Here is a 17847-nt window from a genome sequence, read left to right as displayed (position 1 = left end):
CCGAACTCAGAAGTGAAACGCCGTAGCGCCGATGGTAGTGTGGGGCCTCCCCATGCGAGAGTAGGGAACTGCCAGGCATCAAACCAGTAAAAAAGCCCCGGACGAGAGTCCGGGGCTTTTTTACGTCTGGCGATCGCCAAATCCACTTAATCCTCTGCAAAATCTCTCCTTAAAACTCCAGCTCTGTCACATTTTGTCATCCTGAACGGGCACCAATCCCCCCGCGCCGTCCTCAGATGCTTTACTCATTGCTTTAGCGATGTTCTTCGCAAGGAAATGAGGTAAAAGATGACAGACTTACAACAAAAATCGGCCCAGCCGGAAGCGGCAGCCGTCAGTAAACAACGCATCTGGGCCATTGTCGGCGCGTCGTCCGGCAATCTGGTCGAATGGTTTGATTTCTACGTCTACTCGTTCTTCTCGCTCTATTTTGCTCATGTATTTTTCCCGGCCGGCGACACCACTACCCAGCTGCTGCAAACGGCCGGCGTGTTTGCGGCGGGCTTCTTAATGCGCCCCATCGGTGGCTGGCTATTCGGCTACATCGCGGACCGTCACGGCCGAAAAAGTTCGATGCTGATCTCGGTATGCATGATGTGTTTTGGTTCGCTGGTCATCGCCTGTTTACCCGGCTATGGCGAAATCGGCATTGCGGCACCGGTGATTTTGTTGCTGGCGCGCATGTTTCAGGGCTTATCGGTGGGCGGTGAATATGGTACCAGTGCTACCTACATGAGTGAGGTGGCACTGGAAGGGCGCAAAGGCTTCTACGCGTCGTTCCAGTACGTCACCCTGATTGGCGGTCAGCTGTTAGCCGTGCTGACGGTCGTGGTACTGCAACAAATCCTCAGTGATGAAGCGCTGCGCAGCTGGGGCTGGCGTATTCCGTTCTTTCTTGGCGCGGTTCTGGCCGTGGTCGCTCTGTGGTTGCGTCGCTCACTGAATGAAACCTCCGAGAAAAAGCACCGGGAACATCGCGATGCCGGCAGCATTCTTGGCCTGCTGCGTAACCACTCGCGCGCCTTCCTGATGGTGCTTGGCTTTACCGCCGGCGGATCGCTGAGCTTCTATACCTTCACAACCTACATGCAGAAATATCTGGTGAACACGGCGGGTATGGATGCGCGTAGCGCCAGTGCGTTGATGACCGGCGCGCTGCTGGTATTCATGCTGATTCAGCCGATTGTGGGCGCGCTATCAGATAAGATTGGCCGGCGGGCATCAATGATGATCTTCGGCGCTGGCGCGGCTATCTGTACCGTGCCGATTTTGATGTTGCTGCAGAATGTGCAAAGTAGCGGGCTGGCGTTCGTGCTGGTGATGCTGGCGCTGATTATTACCAGTTTCTACACCGCCATCAGCGGCATCCTTAAAGCGGAGATGTTCCCGCCGGAAGTGCGGGCGCTCGGCGTGGGGCTTTCCTATGCGGTAGCTAACGCTATCTTTGGCGGTTCGGCCGAGTACGTGGCGCTGTTACTGAAGAAGCACGGCATCGAAACCACTTTCTTCTGGTATGTCTCGGCAATGGGCGCGCTGGCATTTCTGGTATCGCTGATGCTGCACCGCAAAGGCAAGGGGATTGCGCTGTGATTACTGGCTCAGGTTCCACAGGGCAATGCCGCTGGCCGCACCGGCGACATCCCAGCTGAGATCTTTCCAGCTCCAGCCGCTCCCGGCAGGGCGGCTGTCCCAGGCTTCTTTGGCCACGCCGAAGCTGAGCGAAAAGAGCAGGCCGAAGCGCAGATTTTGCCCGCGCCCCTGATGTTGATGCTGAGAGATCTCACTGCCAGCGGCAGCCAGAGCGGCAGAGGAGAAAAAGTGTTGTGCTTTATCCTGGCCGGTCCAGCTGTCCTGCGCCACATGCGCACATCCGCTACACAGTAATACCGCACAGAGGATGAGCGCACGCATCGGCTACAGCAGACGGCTAATAAGGCGATCGATACGGATGCGACGCAGACGGCGAATCAGCTTACGCACCTTTGCCGGATAATCAGAGATGCTCTCCAGCTCGCGGAAATGTTTCACCACCGTGGTGTGCTGACGGATCAGCGCCAGTTCCTTATCGCGCTGCTCTGCCAGCTGGTTGAGTGGATCGTGAATCAGCACCGCATTTTCCAGATCGAGTCGCCAGGCGCGCGGATTGAGGTTATTACCGGTGATCATCATCCACTCGTCATCAACCCAGATGCCTTTCAGGTGATAGCTGTTGTCGCCATCTTTCCACAAACGTACCGTCAGCTGGCCGTTATTAACGTAATACTGCAACCGGCTGAGGAAGCGACGCAGGTTGATTTCATACAGATAGGGCAGCGCACCGATAATCTTGAACGGCTCGTGTGGCGGAATGTAGAAATCGTTGGCGGTTTTATCGCCGACGATGATTTCGACCTCTTTGCCCTGACGCAGCAGCTGGATCAGATTGCGCACCAGAATGGCCGGCAGGTTAAAGTAAGGCGTGCACAGCGTGAGCTTACGCTCGGCGCAGGGCATTAAATGGAAGATGGTTTTGTTCAGCAGGCTACGTTTACCCAGCCCGACCAGCGGCGTGACGGCCAGTGATTCGTTGCCGGCATCACCGGTAAACTGATAATTGAAGCTGCGCAGCTCCTGGCGAAACTGGCGGGTTTCATTCTTGATTTCCGGGCTGGAGGGACGTTCGGCCTGGTCGAGACGGTTAACGGCCTCAGAATGTTTGAGATTCTCACCAATCCACTGAAACATGGTGTCCGCCAGCTGCGGATTACGGATCAGCTGATAACGGTCATAACGGTATTTGTCATGCTGATGCAGATAAACATCGTTCAGGCTGGCACCGCTGTAGAGCAGCGTATCGTCAATGATAAAGCCTTTCAGATGCAGCACACCCAGCGCTTCCCGGGTGTTCACCGGAATGCCGTACACCGGAATCGCGATATCGGGATGCTGCGCCGCCATTTCGCAATACCAGTCGGCATTCGTCAGGCCGCGCGCGGCACCGATACGGCCGCGCTGCGCACGATGCCAGTCCACCAGAATGCTGACATCCAGTTCCGGGCGCGCCTGACGCGCTGCATACAGCGCCTGCATGATGCTGCGTCCGCCGTCATCATTTTCCAGATACAGCGCGGCGATGCAGATGCGTTTTTCTGCCGTGGCGATTTTCGTCAGCAGGGTTTCACGAAACTCGGCGGGCGAGTAAAGCGTGGTCACATCCGACACGGACTGTGACAGTTTAGGCAGCTGTGCGAGGTGTTGTTGGTGTTTATTGCGTTTGAATTTAGACAACATCACAGTGCACTTCTTCTCTGTTCATTGTATGGCCTTTTGCCATCAAATCATGATCCTAACGGTAAATAATAACATCAACCGGCCGGTTAAGGAGGATTTTTACCTTTCTCTACAGCCAGGTCGCCGGTGTCAGCCAGCGGTAAATTCAGGCTAACAATGCCATCATCCAGTTGAATATTCACACGAAAATTGAGTTTTCGCGCCAGGGTAATCATGCCGGTATTGTGCGGCATGGTGATACCGTTCAATTGTTGCAGGCCGTGATCGCGCGTATAGCGGATCATCTTTTCCAGCAGCCGCCGGCCCATGCCCAGACCCTTCAGGTCAGAACGCACCAATACCGAAAATTCTGCGTCGATATTGTCAGCATCGGAGATCGCGCGCGTCACGCCGATGATCTCATTAGCACCGTTATGCTGGCGTACTGCGACAATCGCCATCTCCCGGTCGTAATCGATCTGCGTCATGTTCGCCAAATCGTCGTGGGTAAACTCATTGATCTCACTGAAGTAGCGATAGTAAAGGTCTTCTTTGGTGACCTGGGCGATGAAGGCACGTAGCTGCGGTTCATCCTCCGGCAGAATCGGGCGAAACAGGCAGCGCTGGCCATCTTTAAGCTGCACCTGCTCTTCCAGATGGTGCGGATAGGGACGAATCGCCAGCCGCGCCTCACTGTCGCCATGAAACGGAGCCAGCTGCAGCGTCACGTCCAGCAAGGTAAAGGTATTGGCGGATGCCAGCAGCGGATGAATATCCAGCCGCTGAATCTCCGGACAGTCCACCACGAGGTTTGATACCTGCACCAGCAGCTGACTCAGACCGGTGATGTCCAGCGGTCGCAGTGCACTGCGGCTGCGCACTTTGCCGCTCTTCAGTGCCTGAATCACCAGATAGCGCGCCAGCGTCATATTCAGCGGCGGCAACGCTACGGCGGCCTGCTTGTCCGGTTGCCACTCCACACCGCCTTCGCCCAGCATGATGATTGGGCCAAACAGCGGGTCATGCTCAACCACCACCCGCAACTCCTGCGCACCGGCGCGGTTCGCCATACTTTGCACCAGCAGACCGTCAATGCGCGCCTGCGGATGCGTTTCACGCACGCGATCGAAGATGGCGTCTGCTGCCTGTTCAACTTCTGCCGCGCTGCGCAGATAGAGCATCACGCCCTGTACATCCGACTTATGCGCAATATCCGGCGAGCGCAGCTTGAGCGCCACCGGATAACCAATCTGGTCGGCAATCTTAGCGGCAGACTGGCTGTCGCTGGCGATCCACGTCGGCAGCGTCGCCAGCCCGTAAGCCTGCAGTATGGGCTGCACCTCGTGCGTATCCAGCGTGGTAATGCCGCTATCCAGTGCCTGCTGCAGCAGCTGATGTGCCTCGGCGCTGTTTTGCGTCAGGCCCAGCGGCAGCGCTGGCGTTTCGCGTAACTGTTTCTGGTTACGCCGGTACTCAACCTGATGCATGAATGCCGTCACCGTGCCTTCTGGCGTGCGCCAGGTCGGAATGCCGGCCTGGGTGAATGCGCGGCGGGCTTCCTGCGAAGAGTGTTCGCCGCACCAGTTGGTCAGCAGCGTCACCTGCTTACCCCGCGGATGCGCGGCCACCGCCGCAATAATCTGCGTGGCGGTTTCACTGGCCGGAGAGACGGCGCTGGGTGAATGAATAATCATCAGCGCATCCAGTTCATGGCTGTCGAGCAGCTGTGTTACGCAGGCCACGTACAGCGCGGGGGTTGCATGATCTTTCAAATCCAGCGGATTACCGCGCCCGATGCCCTCCGGCAGCAGGGCCGCCAGCGCCTGCAGCGTGGGCTCATCCAGCGTCGCCAGCTTGCCGTTACGCGCATAGAGTTCATCCAGCGCCAGGGCTGCCGGAGCGGCGCCGTTGCTGATAATCATCAGGCGCTCACCGCGCAGCGGGCGCATGTGGCTGAGCGACTCCACGGCGGAAAACAGCTCATGCGTGTCCTGCACGCGCAGCAGACCGGCGCGCTGAATGGCGGCATCCCAGGCGGCATCCAGCCCGCTGGCGGTGCCGATCATCGCCTGTGCCTGATGGCTGCGACCGCTTTTGATCACCAGAATGGGTTTATTACGCGCTGCGCTACGCGAGGCAGAAACGAAGCGCCGGGCGTCGCTCAGATGTTCCAGGTAGAGCAAAATGGCGCTGGTTTTGCCATCGCGTGCAAGAAAATCCAGCAGGTCGTCGACATCAATATCCAGGCTATCGCCTAAGGCGATAAACCACGAAAAGCCCAGGTTGCGCTGTTGCGCCCAGTCGAGAATGGTGTTGGACACCGCCGCCGATTGCGAAATAAAGGCGATGCGGCCCTTTGCAATCGGTACCGGTGAGAAGCTGGCATTCAGCCCCTGCCAGGGGGCTAACAGGCCCAGACTGTTGGGGCCCAGCAGGCGCATCTGCCACTGGCTGGCACAGGCTTTCAGCGCCTCCAGCTGGCTGGCCGGCGCGGAGAGAATGATGCAGGCTTTACAGCCTTTTTCTCCCAGCTGCTGTAAAAGTTCCAGATTGCGTCTGGCGTGGGTGCAGATAATCGCCAGATCGGGGGCGAAGGGCAGGGTGGCCACATCCGGCCAGGCCAGCACGCCGCTGACCGCCTTGTATTTGGGCGTGACCGGCAACACCGGACCGCCAAAGCCGCCCGCCAGCAGGTTGCGCATCATCAGATAGCCAGCGCGGCCCGGTTTTACCGACGCACCCAGCACCGCAATTGATTTCGGTCGTAACAGCGCTTCCAGTCCACGTTGGCTCATCATTCGCTCCTGCTCTCGGGATTGGCATGATTGTAAACGCTTTTGCGCCGGTTGCCGATTTGTCGATGTCAGGCTGCGAGCCAGCTTCAGAAATTATCTGCTTGCGCGTGTATCGGATGGTGGGGTTTACCGGCCAGATAGGCCTGACGGAAGCGTTCAAAGTGCTGCTGCAACGCCTGCGCCGCCGGGGCGTCACCTGCCTGTTCCAGCAGCGCGGCGGCCACTTCGGCGGTGCAGTGCTGGCCCGGCGCATGGGCTTCGCGCAGCGTGTAGCGCGACGGTGTCGCCACATCCAGTGACATCACCGGAAAGCTATCCAGCCACGGACTTTTGCGGAACATTTTGCGCGCTTCGGTCCAGGTGCCGTCGAGCATAATAAACAGTGGGGGCTTGCCGCTGGTGGGCGGCGTGGTCAGAACCTGGCGATCGGCATCGGCGTAGGCACCGGGAAACACCACCATCGGCTGATAATCGGCCGTCTGCACCGCCGCCAGCAGCGCGGCGTCGGGCTCGGTGCGCGACCAGCCAAAGGCCTGGGTTTCCGGCAGAATGTCGGCAATCAGCCGGCCGGTATTACTGGGTTTCATTGGTTCAGTATCAAACATCACCAGGCAAAACCGGCTGCGCGCCTGTTGCGGCTGCAGGGTCGCGCACAGACAGTTTTTATGCGGCAGCAGGCAGCGCTGACAGCGCAGCACGCGGTTGCCTCGGGCGAGAAACGGGCGCGTGGCACGCGCTAAACGCTGCGCACGCAGGCGCAGGACGGCATTTTCAGACATAGCATCGCGGACAGGGAAAAACGCCAGTGTAATAGAAGGGCAAAAACAAGGCCAGCACGTGGCTGGCCCTGGAGGATTAGAGTGATTCGTCGAGCCATTCGTTGAACGGCGCTTTCGGCATCGCACCGTTCAGCATGTCCACCATCTCACCGTTTTTGAACAGCATAATGGTTGGGATGCTGCGGATGCGAAAACGCGTGCTGAGCGCAGGTTCCGCCTCAGTGTTCACTTTCACGAAGCGCACTTTGCCGCGCCGCTCGTCAGCGACGTCTTTAAACACCGGCGCGAAGTTCACGCACGGGCCGCACCATGGCGCCCAGAAGTCGACCACGACCGGCAGATCGTCCTGCAGGTATTTATCCAGCGTGGCCGCCGTGGCATTCACCACTTCACCGCTAAATAGCGCATCGCCGCAGCGACCGCATTTGGCTCCGTCGGCCAGACGTTCCTCGGGAACGCGGTTAGTTGCCTGACAGGAGGCACATACAGTATTCATCGTCACCTCAAACCGGACCTGTAAATCTTAGGATTGGTGAACATTATGAAAAGGTTGAATGCTATGCTCAATCTGGATTAAGCAATAGGTTCAATAGTTGATAGCTAAGCGCCGACACATCAGGTAATCTTCGCGCTCTCAATGCTGGAGGAACAGATGAACGACGAATTTAAAGGCAAAAGCGGCAAGGTAAAAGTGATGTACGTACGTGATGAGGAGGGCGGTCAGAAGCCAAATCCCCGTACCGGCAAAGGCGGCCGTCCTGCTGCGCGCCAGGAAGAGAATCGTCGCTCTGGTCCTCGCAGCACCCGTAATAATGAAGAGAGCGGTCGTCCGCGCACCGCCCGTGGCGATGATGCCGGGCGTTCGCGTGGTCCACGTGACGATGCTGGCCGTTCGCGCGGTCCGCGTGACGATAGCGCGCGCGGGCGTCGCAGCGATCGGGACGATCGCGGCTTCAGTGATTCACCGTGGCGCACCGTGTCACGTCCGCCAGTCGCCGCTGAAGCGGATGCGGGTGACGAAGCGGCCAGCAGCAAGCCGGTTATCGACCCGGAACTGATTCGCCGTCAGCGTCAGGAAGAGACGCGCGTGTATGGCGAAAACGCCTGCCAGGCGCTGTTCCAGAGCCGTCCCGAAAGCATCGTCCGTGCCTGGTTCGTGCAAAGCGTCACGCCGCGCTTCCGCGAAACCCTGCGCTGGCTGGCAGCAAACCGCAAAGCCTATCACGTGGTGGACGACGCCGAGCTGGCGAAAGCGTCCGGAACTGAACACCACGGTGGCGTGTGCTTCATTATTAAGAAGCGCATGGGCATGCCGGTGGCGGAATGGCTGCAGCAGGCGCAGAGCAAAGACTGCGTACTGGCGCTGGAAGATGTCAGCAACCCGCACAACCTTGGCGGTATCATGCGCAGCTGCGCGCACTTTGGCATCAAAGGTTTGCTGGTCAATGATGCCTCGCTGCTGGAGTCGGGTGCCGCAGTTCGCACGGCTGAAGGTGGTGCAGAGCACGTCCAGGCGATCAGCGGTGAAAGCTTTGCTGCGGGTCTGGAAGCGTTCCGCAAAGCCGGTTACACCATCGTGACCACATCCAGCCACGCCGGTACGCCACTGGCGCAGGCGGCGCTGCCAGCCAAAATGGTACTGGTGCTGGGTCAGGAGCGTGAAGGTCTGTCAGACAGCGCATTCCAGCAGGGCGATATCAGCCTGTCGATTGGCGGGACCGGCAACGTTGAAAGCCTCAACGTTTCGGTCGCGACCGGCATTCTGCTCGCCGAATGGTGGCGTCAGAACGCATAAATAAAAAAACGGGCCGCTGTGGCCCGTTTTTGTTTCTGTCACTCAGTGCGCGCCACCGCCGCCGCCGCCCGCGCCAAACGGCGGTCGGGCAAACCACACCAGAACCAGCAGGACCAAAAACACCCCCGCCGATGCCCAGAAGATCTCGTTAGCCGAGATAATCAGGCCCTGATTAGTAATTTGCTGGGCGATATAAGCCGATGCCTGCTGCTGCGTCATGCCCATGCTTTGCAGCTGATCATACATTTGCTGCGAATTCGGATTGAATGGATTAACCGATTCCGACAGGTAGCTGTGGTGCATCGATTCGCGATCTGTCCACATGGTGGTGGTGATCGACGTTCCGATTGAACCCGCCAGCGTACGCACAAAGTTCGACAGGCTGGAGGCCGCCGCCATACGCTCTGGCGGCAAGCCGGACAGCGTAATGGTGGTCAGCGGCATAAAGAAGCAGGCCACCGCGAACCCCTGGATAAACTGCGGCCACGCGGAGGCACCGAAATCCATCCCCGGCTCAAACGTATACGCACGCCAGTAGAAGCACACCGCATACATGATAAAACTAAAGGTCACCAGCCGCCGCATGTCCAGCTTATGGGCGAAGCGGCCAATGATCGGCGACAGAATCACCGGAATGATCCCCACCGGCGCCGATGCCAGCCCTGCCCAGGTGGCGGTATAGCCGTATACCTCCTGGAGCAGCTGCGGCAGCAGGACGATCGAGCCGAAGTACAGCATGTAAGCCAGACTGATCGACAGACAGCCGATGGTGAAATTTCGCTTCTTAAACAGCGACAAATCGACAATCGGGTGATCGTCGGTCAGCTCCCACACCAGCAGCACGGCTAGCGACACCACCGCGACCACCGTCAGCACGATGATTTCGGTTGAGCCAAACCAGTCGAGTTCTTTACCGCGGTCAAGCATCACCTGCAGAGAACCAATCCCCACCACCAGCAGCACCAGACCGACCATATCGATCGGGCGGATCTCAGTTTTGGTTTCGCGCCCGCGCAGGGTTTGCAGCGTCAGCATCACCACCACCACGCCAATTGGCACGTTGATGAAGAAGATCCAGCCCCAGTGATAGTTATCGCTGATCCAGCCGCCAAGAATCGGACCGCAGATCGGCGCAACGATCACCGTCATCGCCCACAGCGACAGCGCCACGCTGCGCTTGGCCGGCGGGTAGTTGTTCAGTAGCAAACTTTGCGACAGCGGAATCAGCGGACCGGCCACCACGCCCTGAATCACGCGGAAGAAGATCAGCATCTCCAGGCTTTCGGACATGCCGCACGCCCATGAGGCCAGCGCGAACAGAATGGTCGACCAGGTGAACAGCTTCACTTCACCAACGCGCTTTGCCAGCCAGCCGGTGATCGGGATCGAGATGGCATTCGCCACCCCGAACGAGGTGATCACCCAGGTGCCCTGCGAGTTGGACGCCCCGAGGTTACCGGCGATGGTTGGGATCGCCACGTTAGCGATGGTGGAGTCGAGTACCTGCATGAACGTCGCCAGCGACAGGGCGATGGTCATCAGAACTAACGGCGCACCTTCAAGCGGCTTTTGTGCCATAACAGCCTCCCGCGAGGTTATTGCGCGTTGGCACGGACAATGTCAGCGATCAGCTGGTTAACCGGCGCAAGGTCGATTGCCAGCGCGTTACTTTCATACGCGGCCTGGGTGCGGACATTGCTGGCCAGCGCGGCGCCATCTTTGTTCTGGGTATCTACTTTCACCAGCGTGGACAGGCCGATACGCAGCGGATGTTGCGCCACTTGCTGCGGATCGAGTTCGATACGCACCGGCAGACGCTGTACCACTTTGATCCAGTTACCGGTGGCGTTCTGCGCTGGCAGCAGCGAGAAGGCGCTACCGGTGCCCATATCCAGACCAACTACCTTGCCGTGATACTCCACATCATCGCCGTAGATATCACTGATGACCGTGGCGGGCTGACCGATGCGCACGCCTGCCAGCTGCGTCTCTTTAAAGTTGGCGTCAACCCACAGGTTGGTGGCCGGCACCACCGCCAGCAGCGGTGTGCTGGTGGAGATCTGTGAACCGACCTGCACGCTGCGACGCGAGACATAGCCGTCCATCGGACTGCGGATGTCGGTGCGCTGCAGCGCCAGCCAGGCATCGCGCAGCTCAGCAGCGCTCTGTTTTACCGCCGGCTGATTTTCGAGGTCGGTATTCAGGATCATCGCCTGGTTCGCGTTGTACTGCTGAATCGCCACGTCCAGCTGGGCTTTCGCCGTGGCCACGGCATCACGCGCGTGCTGCAGCTCTTCGCGACCAATCAGATTGGCGGCACCGAGCGGCTCACGACGTTTCAGGTCGGATTCGGCCTGATCCAGCGCGGTCTGTTGCAGCTTGATGGTGGCCTGATACTGTTTGCCGTTGATCATCAGCTGGTGCGTCTGGCGCACGCTGGTGGCCAGCGCGGTCTGCGCTTTCTCGAATGCCTGCTGCGCATCGGTTTTATCCAGCGACACCAGAATGTCGCCTTTTTTCACCCGATCCGTATCCTCGAACCACACTTTATTCACGCTGCCGGAAACCTGGGCCATCACCTGCACCTGGTTGCCTGCCACGTAGGCGTCATCGGTTTCCTGGAAGTGGCGCAGCACCAGATACCAGTAAGCCAGATAACCCACACCAATCACGATAAACACGATAGCCAGCAGGATCAGCGCACCTTTGCGCTTCTTCTTTTTGTTCGCGGGCTGTTGCGGGCTTTGAGCTTCCGCTGTCGCACTCATGTCGTTCTCCACGTTTGCCATTTAGTCGGGATGTGTTGATCCATCAACACGGTCGCCCGAGTCGAAAAAGCCAGCGTTTGCAACGCTGGCCGGATAAAAGGGGATTAAAATAGCGATTTCGGTGGGTGATTGTGTCGCAGTTCTTGCTATTAACGCGACAGGGAAGCGATAACCTGATCTTCGTCCATTTTATCGAGACGGTTAAGCAACTTACGCGTGATGGCTTCCAGCTGCTCCTGCTCGGTATCGGTCAGCGAGGACCACAGATACTGCAGGCTCTGATGCTGTGGTGGCAGCAGCTGACGTAAGAATTCGTTACCTTTTTCCGTCAGGTGCAGGTGCAGGCAACGGCGATCGTTATCGCTCTCACGACGCTCGATCCAGCCGCGCTTTTCCAGTTCATCAGCGATGCGCGTCGCGTTGGTGCGGGAAGAACCCAGCGCCGAGCTCAGCTCAGAAGGCTGAATGCTCTGGTTTTCCTGCGCGTCCAGCGTAATCAGCGCCATGAATAAAGTTTCGTTAATTCCCTGCGCCTTCAACATTTTGTTGCGATTATCCAGCAGCTTACCCTGCATGTGCATGCACAGACGGGTCAGGATGATCTCCTGCAGCGGAAAATCTTTGTGGCGATTAGCACGGATGTTTAGCATCTGCTCAATGGGAGTAAACGAGCTTTCCATTAAAAACCTCTTAGTTGCAACAAATATAATAATGAGGGTGACAGATTAAGCGTAGTCATATTTTCCGCCTGTGATTGTTTGCACCGTCACACTGTCAGCACCTGGCGTTCCAGGTCGGTCCATAACCCTGGGCTCTGCGCCCTGACCAGCCGCTTTGCAGACAAAGCCGCTATCGTCATCAATTCGCTAAGCGAAACCTTCAGTGGATTGAATAATTTCGCGAGTAAAAATAACTTAGGTGAATAACTGTGTGGCTAACCATAACAAAGCCAATCATTAATGAACAGTATCGCTCACCACTTTGCATTGATCTTTACGTTTTCTAAACACTTTTCCCGGCCGGCTTTGCTGGAGTAAATCAATGGGTTAATCGATAAGGCACCGGTTAATCCGGGTAACGCGCCAGCATCAGCGGCGTGATGAATTCCGTTCGTCGTCTGCGGTATAACCGGCACGTGGGAGGGTGAATACCTGCGATAACGCAGACTCATCCTGGCGCGGCCGACCCGATGCGGGCGGTGGAAAGGAGACATAGCTGGTGGGAAAAGCGGGTAAATAATCATATGTGGGTAATAGTAACCCAAAAAATTATTTCAATGTTGTGTTAATTAACAGGACGTACCAGTGCGCTATAGCGCACGCTTCGCTTACTGACGGGGCGGGAGGGCGGAAAATGACGGCACCACGTGGCTGAGACGGGGTGCCGCACGGGTTTATTTCGCCGCCGCCATGGCGTCGCTGACCCATTTATCAAATTCCGCCTGATGAGCTTTGATCCAGCCGTCAACGTGGCCGTTGATGTCCGTTTCTGAGGCGTGACCGGCATGCATCGCGGCGTTCTCGGCATTGATATCGCCAATCGGCAGCTTCATTTCGGCAAACAGTTTCGCCGCCGCCGGATTCTTCTCCGTCCAGGCTTTGTTGGCCACGATATGCATGGTGTTCACCGGGAAGCCATAGTTGGCGCCGTTAGCCAGTCTGGTATCCACTTTGCTCTGCGCGCCTGGCAGTGAGGAGAACGGCACCTGCAGCCACACCACATCTTTACCCGGCTTCAGCACGTCGCTGACCCAGTATGGCGTCCAGGTGTAATAGAGAATCGGTTTACCCTGTTTGAAGCGCGTAATGGTGTCGGCAATCATCGCCGAGTAGTTACCCTGGTTGTGCACCACGGTATCGCTCAGTTTGTAGGCCTCGATCTGATGGTTAATCACCGCTTCACAGCCCCAGCCAGGCGTACAGCCGGTCAGGTCTGCTTTGCCATCGCCATTGGTATCAAACAGTTTGGCCAGCTTTGGATCTTTCAGCTGCTCAATGTTGGTGATGTGATACTGATCGGCGGTTTTCTTGTCGATCAGGTAACCCTGCGCGGCACCGCTGACGTAGGTGCCCTGGCGATAAAATTTATTATCACCGCCGGCGGCTTTGTACATGTCGTCATGCAGCGGTTGCCAGTTGGTGGCGATAAACGTGGCATCACCGCCGGCAATGGTGGTGTAAGCCACGTTGTAATCCACTTCACTCGGCTTCTCAACGGTGTAGCCGAGCTTCTCCAGCGCGCGGCTCACCAGCAGCGTCTGGAAGGTCTCTTCGGAAATGGTACTCTGAGCCGGTTTAACGGTAATGCCTTTGCCCGGAAGGTCGGCGGCGGACACGTGCGTCGCGGCAACCGTGGTCAGGACGGCGGCGAATAGAGCTGTCTTGCGCATAGTCATTCCTTATTTTACGTGTGACGTCGGAGACGGGCGACCGCAGCGGGCCACCCAAAGAAATCAGGCTTTTTTACTGAATGGACGCAGCAACAAACCCAGCGGCCCGCTGCTGTACCAGTGGCGGCTGCCACGGCTGCGGCTGTCGCGACCTACCGACTGCGTCAGGCGGTCGAGAATGATGGCGAGGATCACGATACCGACGCCGCCCACGCTGGCAAGGCCCATATCGAGGCGACCAATACCGCGCAGCACCATCTGGCCCAGACCGCCAACGGCAATCATCGAGGCGATGACCACCATCGACAGCGCCAGCATCAGTGTCTGATTGACGCCAGCCATAATGGTCGGCATCGCCAGCGGCAGCTGGACCTTGAACAGCATCTGGCGCGGGCTGGCACCGAAAGATTCACTGGCTTCGATCAGGTCAGCCGGCACCTGCTTAATACCGAGTATGGTGAGACGCACCACCGGCGGCAGGGCAAAGATAATCGTCACCACCACGCCCGGCACGTTGCCGATACCAAACAGCATGACGATGGGCACCAGATAGACGAACGCCGGCGTGGTTTGCATCGCATCCAGCAGGGGCCGCACGATGCGCGCCGCGCGCTCACTGCGCGCCAGCCAGATGCCAAGCGGCAGGCCAATCAGTACGCAAAACAGCAGGGCGGTGAGCACCAGCGCCAGCGTCACCATCGCCTGGGACCAGGCACCGATCATGCCAATCAGCACCAGCGATATCAGCGTGGCGAGGCCCATCGCCGGGCTGGCAATCTGCCAGGCAATCAGCGCAAACACCACTATCGCCACTGGCGCAGGCAGACCCATCAGCAGTTGCTGGAAGGCGCTGAGGATATAATCCACCGGCACGCGAATGCCCTGAAACAGCGGGCGGAAGTGGGTAACTACCCAGTCGATGCCTTCGGTGACCCAGCGATCCAGCGGAATCAGCGTGGTGTGGAACGGATCCAGCAGGCTGAAGTGCTCCGGTGCCGCGGCCGGTGCGCTGCTCAGCCAGTCGCTGCTGCTGGCGGTGCTGCTGACGGCATCGTGTCCACCACTGCTGGCAGCATCCGATGTACTGCCGGCGGCGTTGCCCCAGGCATCGGCGGCGCTGGCGCTGCTGTCAGCCGGCGTGCTGCTACCTGTCGCGGACCACGGATCGCTGCTGGCTGCGGCGGCGTTGCTGGTGGCGGGTGGTGCGCTGGTCTGGCTGGCGCTTTCCCATGGATTGGCGTTTTGTGCACTCATGGCTGGGCTCCTTCACGATCTAAAGCGCGTAACAGCGTGCTTTTGGAAATGATACCGACGTACTGCTGATCTTCGCCGATCACCGGCACCGCACAGGGCGCCTGCGCGACGTGAGAGAGCAAATCGTTGAGCGAGGTATCGGCAGGAACCGCCAGCGGTGCGTCGAGCAGGGCGTTATCCAGCCCTTCACCGGCGGCGAGTGCCGCTTTCAGCGAGTCAGTGGAGACGACGCCGATGAATTTCTGTTTCTCCAGCACATAGCCATATTCGCGGTCTTCATCCTGCAGCAGTTTGATTGCCGAACGCGGACCGAAACCGGCGGCCTTACGAATCAGCGCGCCGGCGCTGCGGCGGGCGATATCTTTGGCGCTAAAGACGTGACTGATATCCACGCCGCGGAAGAAGGTGCGCACATAATCGTTGGCCGGATTATTGAGGATTTCATCCGGCGTGCCGACCTGCACCACTTCGCCGCCCTGCATGATGGCGATGCGGTCGCCAATACGCATGGCTTCATCCAGATCGTGGGAAATAAACACGATGGTGCGCTGATGTTTCGCCTGCAGTTTTACCAGTTCATCCTGCATTTCCGTGCGAATTAATGGATCAAGTGCGGAAAAGGCTTCGTCCATTAGCAATATATCCGGATTAATCGCCAGCGCACGGGCTAATCCAACACGCTGACGCATTCCGCCGGAGAGTTCATCGGGCCAGGCGTGAGCATAATTTTCCAGCCCGACCTGACGCAGCGCATCGAGCGCTTTTTCCTGCCGCTCCTGCAGCGCCACGCCAGCTAATTCCATGCCGAACGCGGTGTTATTTAGCACCGTCATGTGCGGCATCAGTGCGAATGACTGGAATACCATGCTGATTTTATTTCTGCGCACATCACGCAATTCTGCGTCGGATATTTTGGCAATATTGATGCCATCAATAATCACCTGGCCGCGTGTCGGCTCGATCAGACGATTGAGAAGGCGAACCATAGTGGACTTGCCGGAGCCGGACAGCCCCATAATGACAAAGATCTCGCCTTCTTCAATGGCCAGACTGGCATTTTTGACGCCGAGTGAGAGGCCGGTTTTCGCCAGAATACTCTCTTTACTCTCGCCTTTTTCAATCAGCTTAAATGCCTTTTCGGGATGATCGCCAAATACCTTATATAAATTCTTTACTTCGAGTTTAATTGCCATGCAGTAATGAAATTCCTGGTTAAATGTCTGACTATTTCTTGTTGTACCCTGCGTAAATTTAAGCGCCTATACCGTAGCATAGTGAGATTATCTGACAACCCTTAACGGAAATATCTGGTGTGACACGTATGGCGCGACAGTGGCTAATTCCAGTGCCTGCAAGGGATGAGACGGGATAAATTTTTTCTGAATTTTTTTTGAAATTAAACCGGTTTCGGCCAGAATTATTGCCGGAAGGCGGATAAATCACGCTTAGTCAGGCGAAATATTCCGGCGATGAATGGCGCTAAATAGGTAAAATAATCACGCGCGGAATTAACCTTATTTCAGGGGAACGGCGGGAATGCAGGAGAGGAAAATGAATGAGCAGAACATGGTGGGATCGGCATGAAATTAACCTGGTCGGCATAAATGCCGACCCTGTGGAGGTATCATCAACCTAACCGCTGGGGGCGCGTTCCGGTCGGCATCAATGCCGACCCTACGGATGCATCAATATTACCGCTGCGGGCGGGTTCCGGTCGGCATCAATGCCGACCCTACAGATGCATCAACCTAACCGCTGGGTGCATTTCAGGCGACATGATTAACCCAACCGTAGGGTGCGCATTGATGCGCACCGCTTACGGTGCAATGTGCACCCTTTACCGCGCACCGCACGCGACTAAAAATTCCAGTCCTCGTCCTCGGTTTCAACCGCTTTGCCCATCACATAGGATGAACCGGAACCCGAAAAGAAATCGTGGTTTTCATCGGCGTTGGGCGACAGCGCCGACAGAATCGCCGGATTCACCGCCGTCAGCTCAGCCGGGAACAGCGCTTCGTAACCCAGGTTCATCAGCGCCTTGTTGGCATTGTAATGCAGGAAGGTTTTCACCTCTTCGGCCCAGCCCACGTCGGCATACAGCGCTTCGGTGTACACCACCTCGTTTTCATACAGCGCCAGCAGTAAATCGATGGCGAACTGTTGCAGCTCAGCGCGGCGCGCGTCGTCAACGGTTTCCAGCGCTTTCTGGTACTTATAGCCGATGTAATAACCGTGTACCGCTTCATCACGGATAATCAGCCGAATCAGATCGGCGGTATTGGTCAGCTTGCCGCGGCTTGACCAGTACATCGGCAGCCAGAAGCCGGAGTAAAACAGGAACGACTCCAGAAAGACGCTGGCGATTTTCTTCTTCAGCGGATCGCTGGCGCGGTAGTGATCCAGCACGATTTTCGCCTTGTTCTGCAGGGCGGCATTCTCCTCGCTCCAGCGGTAAGCGGCATCCACGTCGGCGGTGTTACACAGCGTGGAGAAGATCGAACTGTAAGAGCGCGCATGTACCGCTTCCATAAAGCTGATGTTCGACAGCACCGCCTCTTCGTGCGGCGTCAGCGCATCTTCCATCAGCCCCGGTGCGCCAATGACGTTCTGAATGGTGTCGAGCAGCGTCAGACCGGTAAACACCCGAATCGTCAGCTGCTGCTGCTGCGGGTCGAGCGACTGCCATGCCGGCAGATCGTTGGACAGCGGCACCTTCTCTGGCAGCCAGAAGTTGCTGGTAAGACGGTTCCACACTTCGAGATCTTTCTCGTCCTGGATGCGGTTCCAGTTAATCGCCTGAATCTGTTTAAGTTGCATA

At 57.5% G+C, this 17847-nt stretch carries 14 protein-coding genes; 2 read left to right on the top strand and 12 right to left on the bottom strand.

Annotated elements, in window-relative coordinates; genetic code table 11:
• Positions 1–288 precede the first annotated feature (288 nt).
• Entirely contained in the window at positions 289–1590 is a 1302-nt protein-coding gene (locus FT726_RS17465) for an MFS family transporter (RefSeq protein ID WP_021506458.1), read from the top strand.
• Here the strand turns inward: FT726_RS17465 and FT726_RS17460 are convergent, their stop codons facing one another.
• From FT726_RS17460 to trxC, 5 genes are all read right to left on the bottom strand, one after another.
• On the bottom strand, positions 1591–1911 hold the full coding sequence (locus tag FT726_RS17460) for a YfiM family lipoprotein (protein ID WP_125310799.1): 321 nt from the start codon (positions 1909–1911) through the stop codon (positions 1591–1593).
• A gap of 3 nt (positions 1912–1914) precedes the next feature.
• Positions 1915–3273, bottom strand: a complete 1359-nt coding sequence (pssA, locus tag FT726_RS17455; protein ID WP_176428114.1) for a CDP-diacylglycerol--serine O-phosphatidyltransferase — start codon at positions 3271–3273, stop codon at positions 1915–1917.
• A gap of 83 nt (positions 3274–3356) precedes the next feature.
• The gene (locus FT726_RS17450) at positions 3357–6044 is read right to left on the bottom strand and encodes a bifunctional acetate--CoA ligase family protein/GNAT family N-acetyltransferase (protein WP_346303148.1); all 2688 of its coding nucleotides are present in this window, start codon (positions 6042–6044) and stop codon (positions 3357–3359) included.
• Between the two features lie 86 nt (positions 6045–6130).
• Positions 6131–6823: a tRNA-uridine aminocarboxypropyltransferase gene (locus tag FT726_RS17445; RefSeq protein ID WP_346303147.1), complete on the bottom strand. Its 693-nt coding sequence runs from the start codon at positions 6821–6823 to the stop codon at positions 6131–6133.
• 76 nt (positions 6824–6899) lie between these two features.
• Positions 6900–7319, bottom strand: a complete 420-nt coding sequence (gene trxC, locus FT726_RS17440; protein WP_021313847.1) for a thioredoxin TrxC — start codon at positions 7317–7319, stop codon at positions 6900–6902.
• 156 nt (positions 7320–7475) lie between these two features.
• Here trxC and FT726_RS17435 point away from each other — a divergent pair, with 156 nt between their 5' ends.
• Positions 7476–8618: a tRNA/rRNA methyltransferase gene (locus tag FT726_RS17435; RefSeq protein WP_288424006.1), complete on the top strand. Its 1143-nt coding sequence runs from the start codon at positions 7476–7478 to the stop codon at positions 8616–8618.
• Positions 8619–8660: 42 nt separating this feature from the next.
• Here FT726_RS17435 and emrB read toward each other — a convergent pair whose 3' ends face one another.
• The 7 genes from emrB to nrdF form a co-directional block, all read right to left on the bottom strand.
• On the bottom strand, positions 8661–10196 hold the full coding sequence (emrB, locus tag FT726_RS17430; RefSeq protein ID WP_021506464.1) for a multidrug efflux MFS transporter permease subunit EmrB: 1536 nt from the start codon (positions 10194–10196) through the stop codon (positions 8661–8663).
• Positions 10197–10213: 17 nt separating this feature from the next.
• The gene (gene emrA / locus FT726_RS17425) at positions 10214–11386 is read right to left on the bottom strand and encodes a multidrug efflux MFS transporter periplasmic adaptor subunit EmrA (protein WP_058770894.1); all 1173 of its coding nucleotides are present in this window, start codon (positions 11384–11386) and stop codon (positions 10214–10216) included.
• 149 nt (positions 11387–11535) lie between these two features.
• Complete coding sequence (gene mprA / locus FT726_RS17420) at positions 11536–12066, bottom strand: transcriptional repressor MprA (RefSeq protein ID WP_021506466.1); 531 nt, start codon at positions 12064–12066, stop codon at positions 11536–11538.
• A 713-nt stretch (positions 12067–12779) separates the two neighbouring features.
• Positions 12780–13775 (bottom strand): glycine betaine/L-proline ABC transporter substrate-binding protein ProX, encoded by a 996-nt coding sequence (proX, locus tag FT726_RS17415; protein WP_211725399.1) that lies wholly within the window; start codon positions 13773–13775, stop codon positions 12780–12782.
• A 63-nt stretch (positions 13776–13838) separates the two neighbouring features.
• Positions 13839–15029 (bottom strand): glycine betaine/L-proline ABC transporter permease ProW, encoded by a 1191-nt coding sequence (proW, locus tag FT726_RS17410; protein ID WP_282995808.1) that lies wholly within the window; start codon positions 15027–15029, stop codon positions 13839–13841.
• Positions 15026–16222, bottom strand: coding sequence for a glycine betaine/L-proline ABC transporter ATP-binding protein ProV (proV, locus tag FT726_RS17405; RefSeq protein ID WP_150058792.1), 1197 nt, complete (start codon positions 16220–16222; stop codon positions 15026–15028). The genes proW and proV overlap by 4 nt, the downstream gene beginning before the upstream one ends.
• A 664-nt stretch (positions 16223–16886) precedes the next feature.
• Positions 16887–17846, bottom strand: a complete 960-nt coding sequence (gene nrdF / locus FT726_RS17400) for a class 1b ribonucleoside-diphosphate reductase subunit beta (protein WP_031279347.1) — start codon at positions 17844–17846, stop codon at positions 16887–16889.
• Between the last annotated feature and the right edge of the window lies 1 nt (position 17847).

Origin of the sequence: Pantoea sp. Morm (assembly GCF_016643525.1) — a bacterium.
In the GTDB taxonomy this organism is placed as follows: domain Bacteria; phylum Pseudomonadota; class Gammaproteobacteria; order Enterobacterales; family Enterobacteriaceae; genus Pantoea; species Pantoea dispersa.
This window is presented reverse-complemented; position numbering and strand designations above follow the sequence as displayed.

Bases quoted from the DNA above. Each gene is read 5' to 3' on its own strand.
- FT726_RS17465 (WP_021506458.1), top strand. From the start codon at position 289: ATGACAGACTTACAACAAAAATCGGCCCAGCCGGAAGCGGCAGCCGTC.
- FT726_RS17460 (WP_125310799.1), bottom strand. From the start codon at position 1,911: ATGCGTGCGCTCATCCTCTGTGCGGTATTACTGTGTAGCGGATGTGCG.
- FT726_RS17450 (WP_346303148.1), bottom strand. From the start codon at position 6,044: ATGAGCCAACGTGGACTGGAAGCGCTGTTACGACCGAAATCAATTGCG.
- FT726_RS17445 (WP_346303147.1), bottom strand. From the start codon at position 6,823: ATGTCTGAAAATGCCGTCCTGCGCCTGCGTGCGCAGCGTTTAGCGCGT.
- trxC (WP_021313847.1), bottom strand. From the start codon at position 7,319: ATGAATACTGTATGTGCCTCCTGTCAGGCAACTAACCGCGTTCCCGAG.
- FT726_RS17435 (WP_288424006.1), top strand. From the start codon at position 7,476: ATGAACGACGAATTTAAAGGCAAAAGCGGCAAGGTAAAAGTGATGTAC.
- emrB (WP_021506464.1), bottom strand. From the start codon at position 10,196: ATGGCACAAAAGCCGCTTGAAGGTGCGCCGTTAGTTCTGATGACCATC.
- emrA (WP_058770894.1), bottom strand. From the start codon at position 11,386: ATGAGTGCGACAGCGGAAGCTCAAAGCCCGCAACAGCCCGCGAACAAA.
- mprA (WP_021506466.1), bottom strand. From the start codon at position 12,066: ATGGAAAGCTCGTTTACTCCCATTGAGCAGATGCTAAACATCCGTGCT.
- proX (WP_211725399.1), bottom strand. From the start codon at position 13,775: ATGCGCAAGACAGCTCTATTCGCCGCCGTCCTGACCACGGTTGCCGCG.
- proW (WP_282995808.1), bottom strand. From the start codon at position 15,029: ATGAGTGCACAAAACGCCAATCCATGGGAAAGCGCCAGCCAGACCAGC.
- proV (WP_150058792.1), bottom strand. From the start codon at position 16,222: ATGGCAATTAAACTCGAAGTAAAGAATTTATATAAGGTATTTGGCGAT.
- nrdF (WP_031279347.1), bottom strand. From the start codon at position 17,846: ATGCAACTTAAACAGATTCAGGCGATTAACTGGAACCGCATCCAGGAC.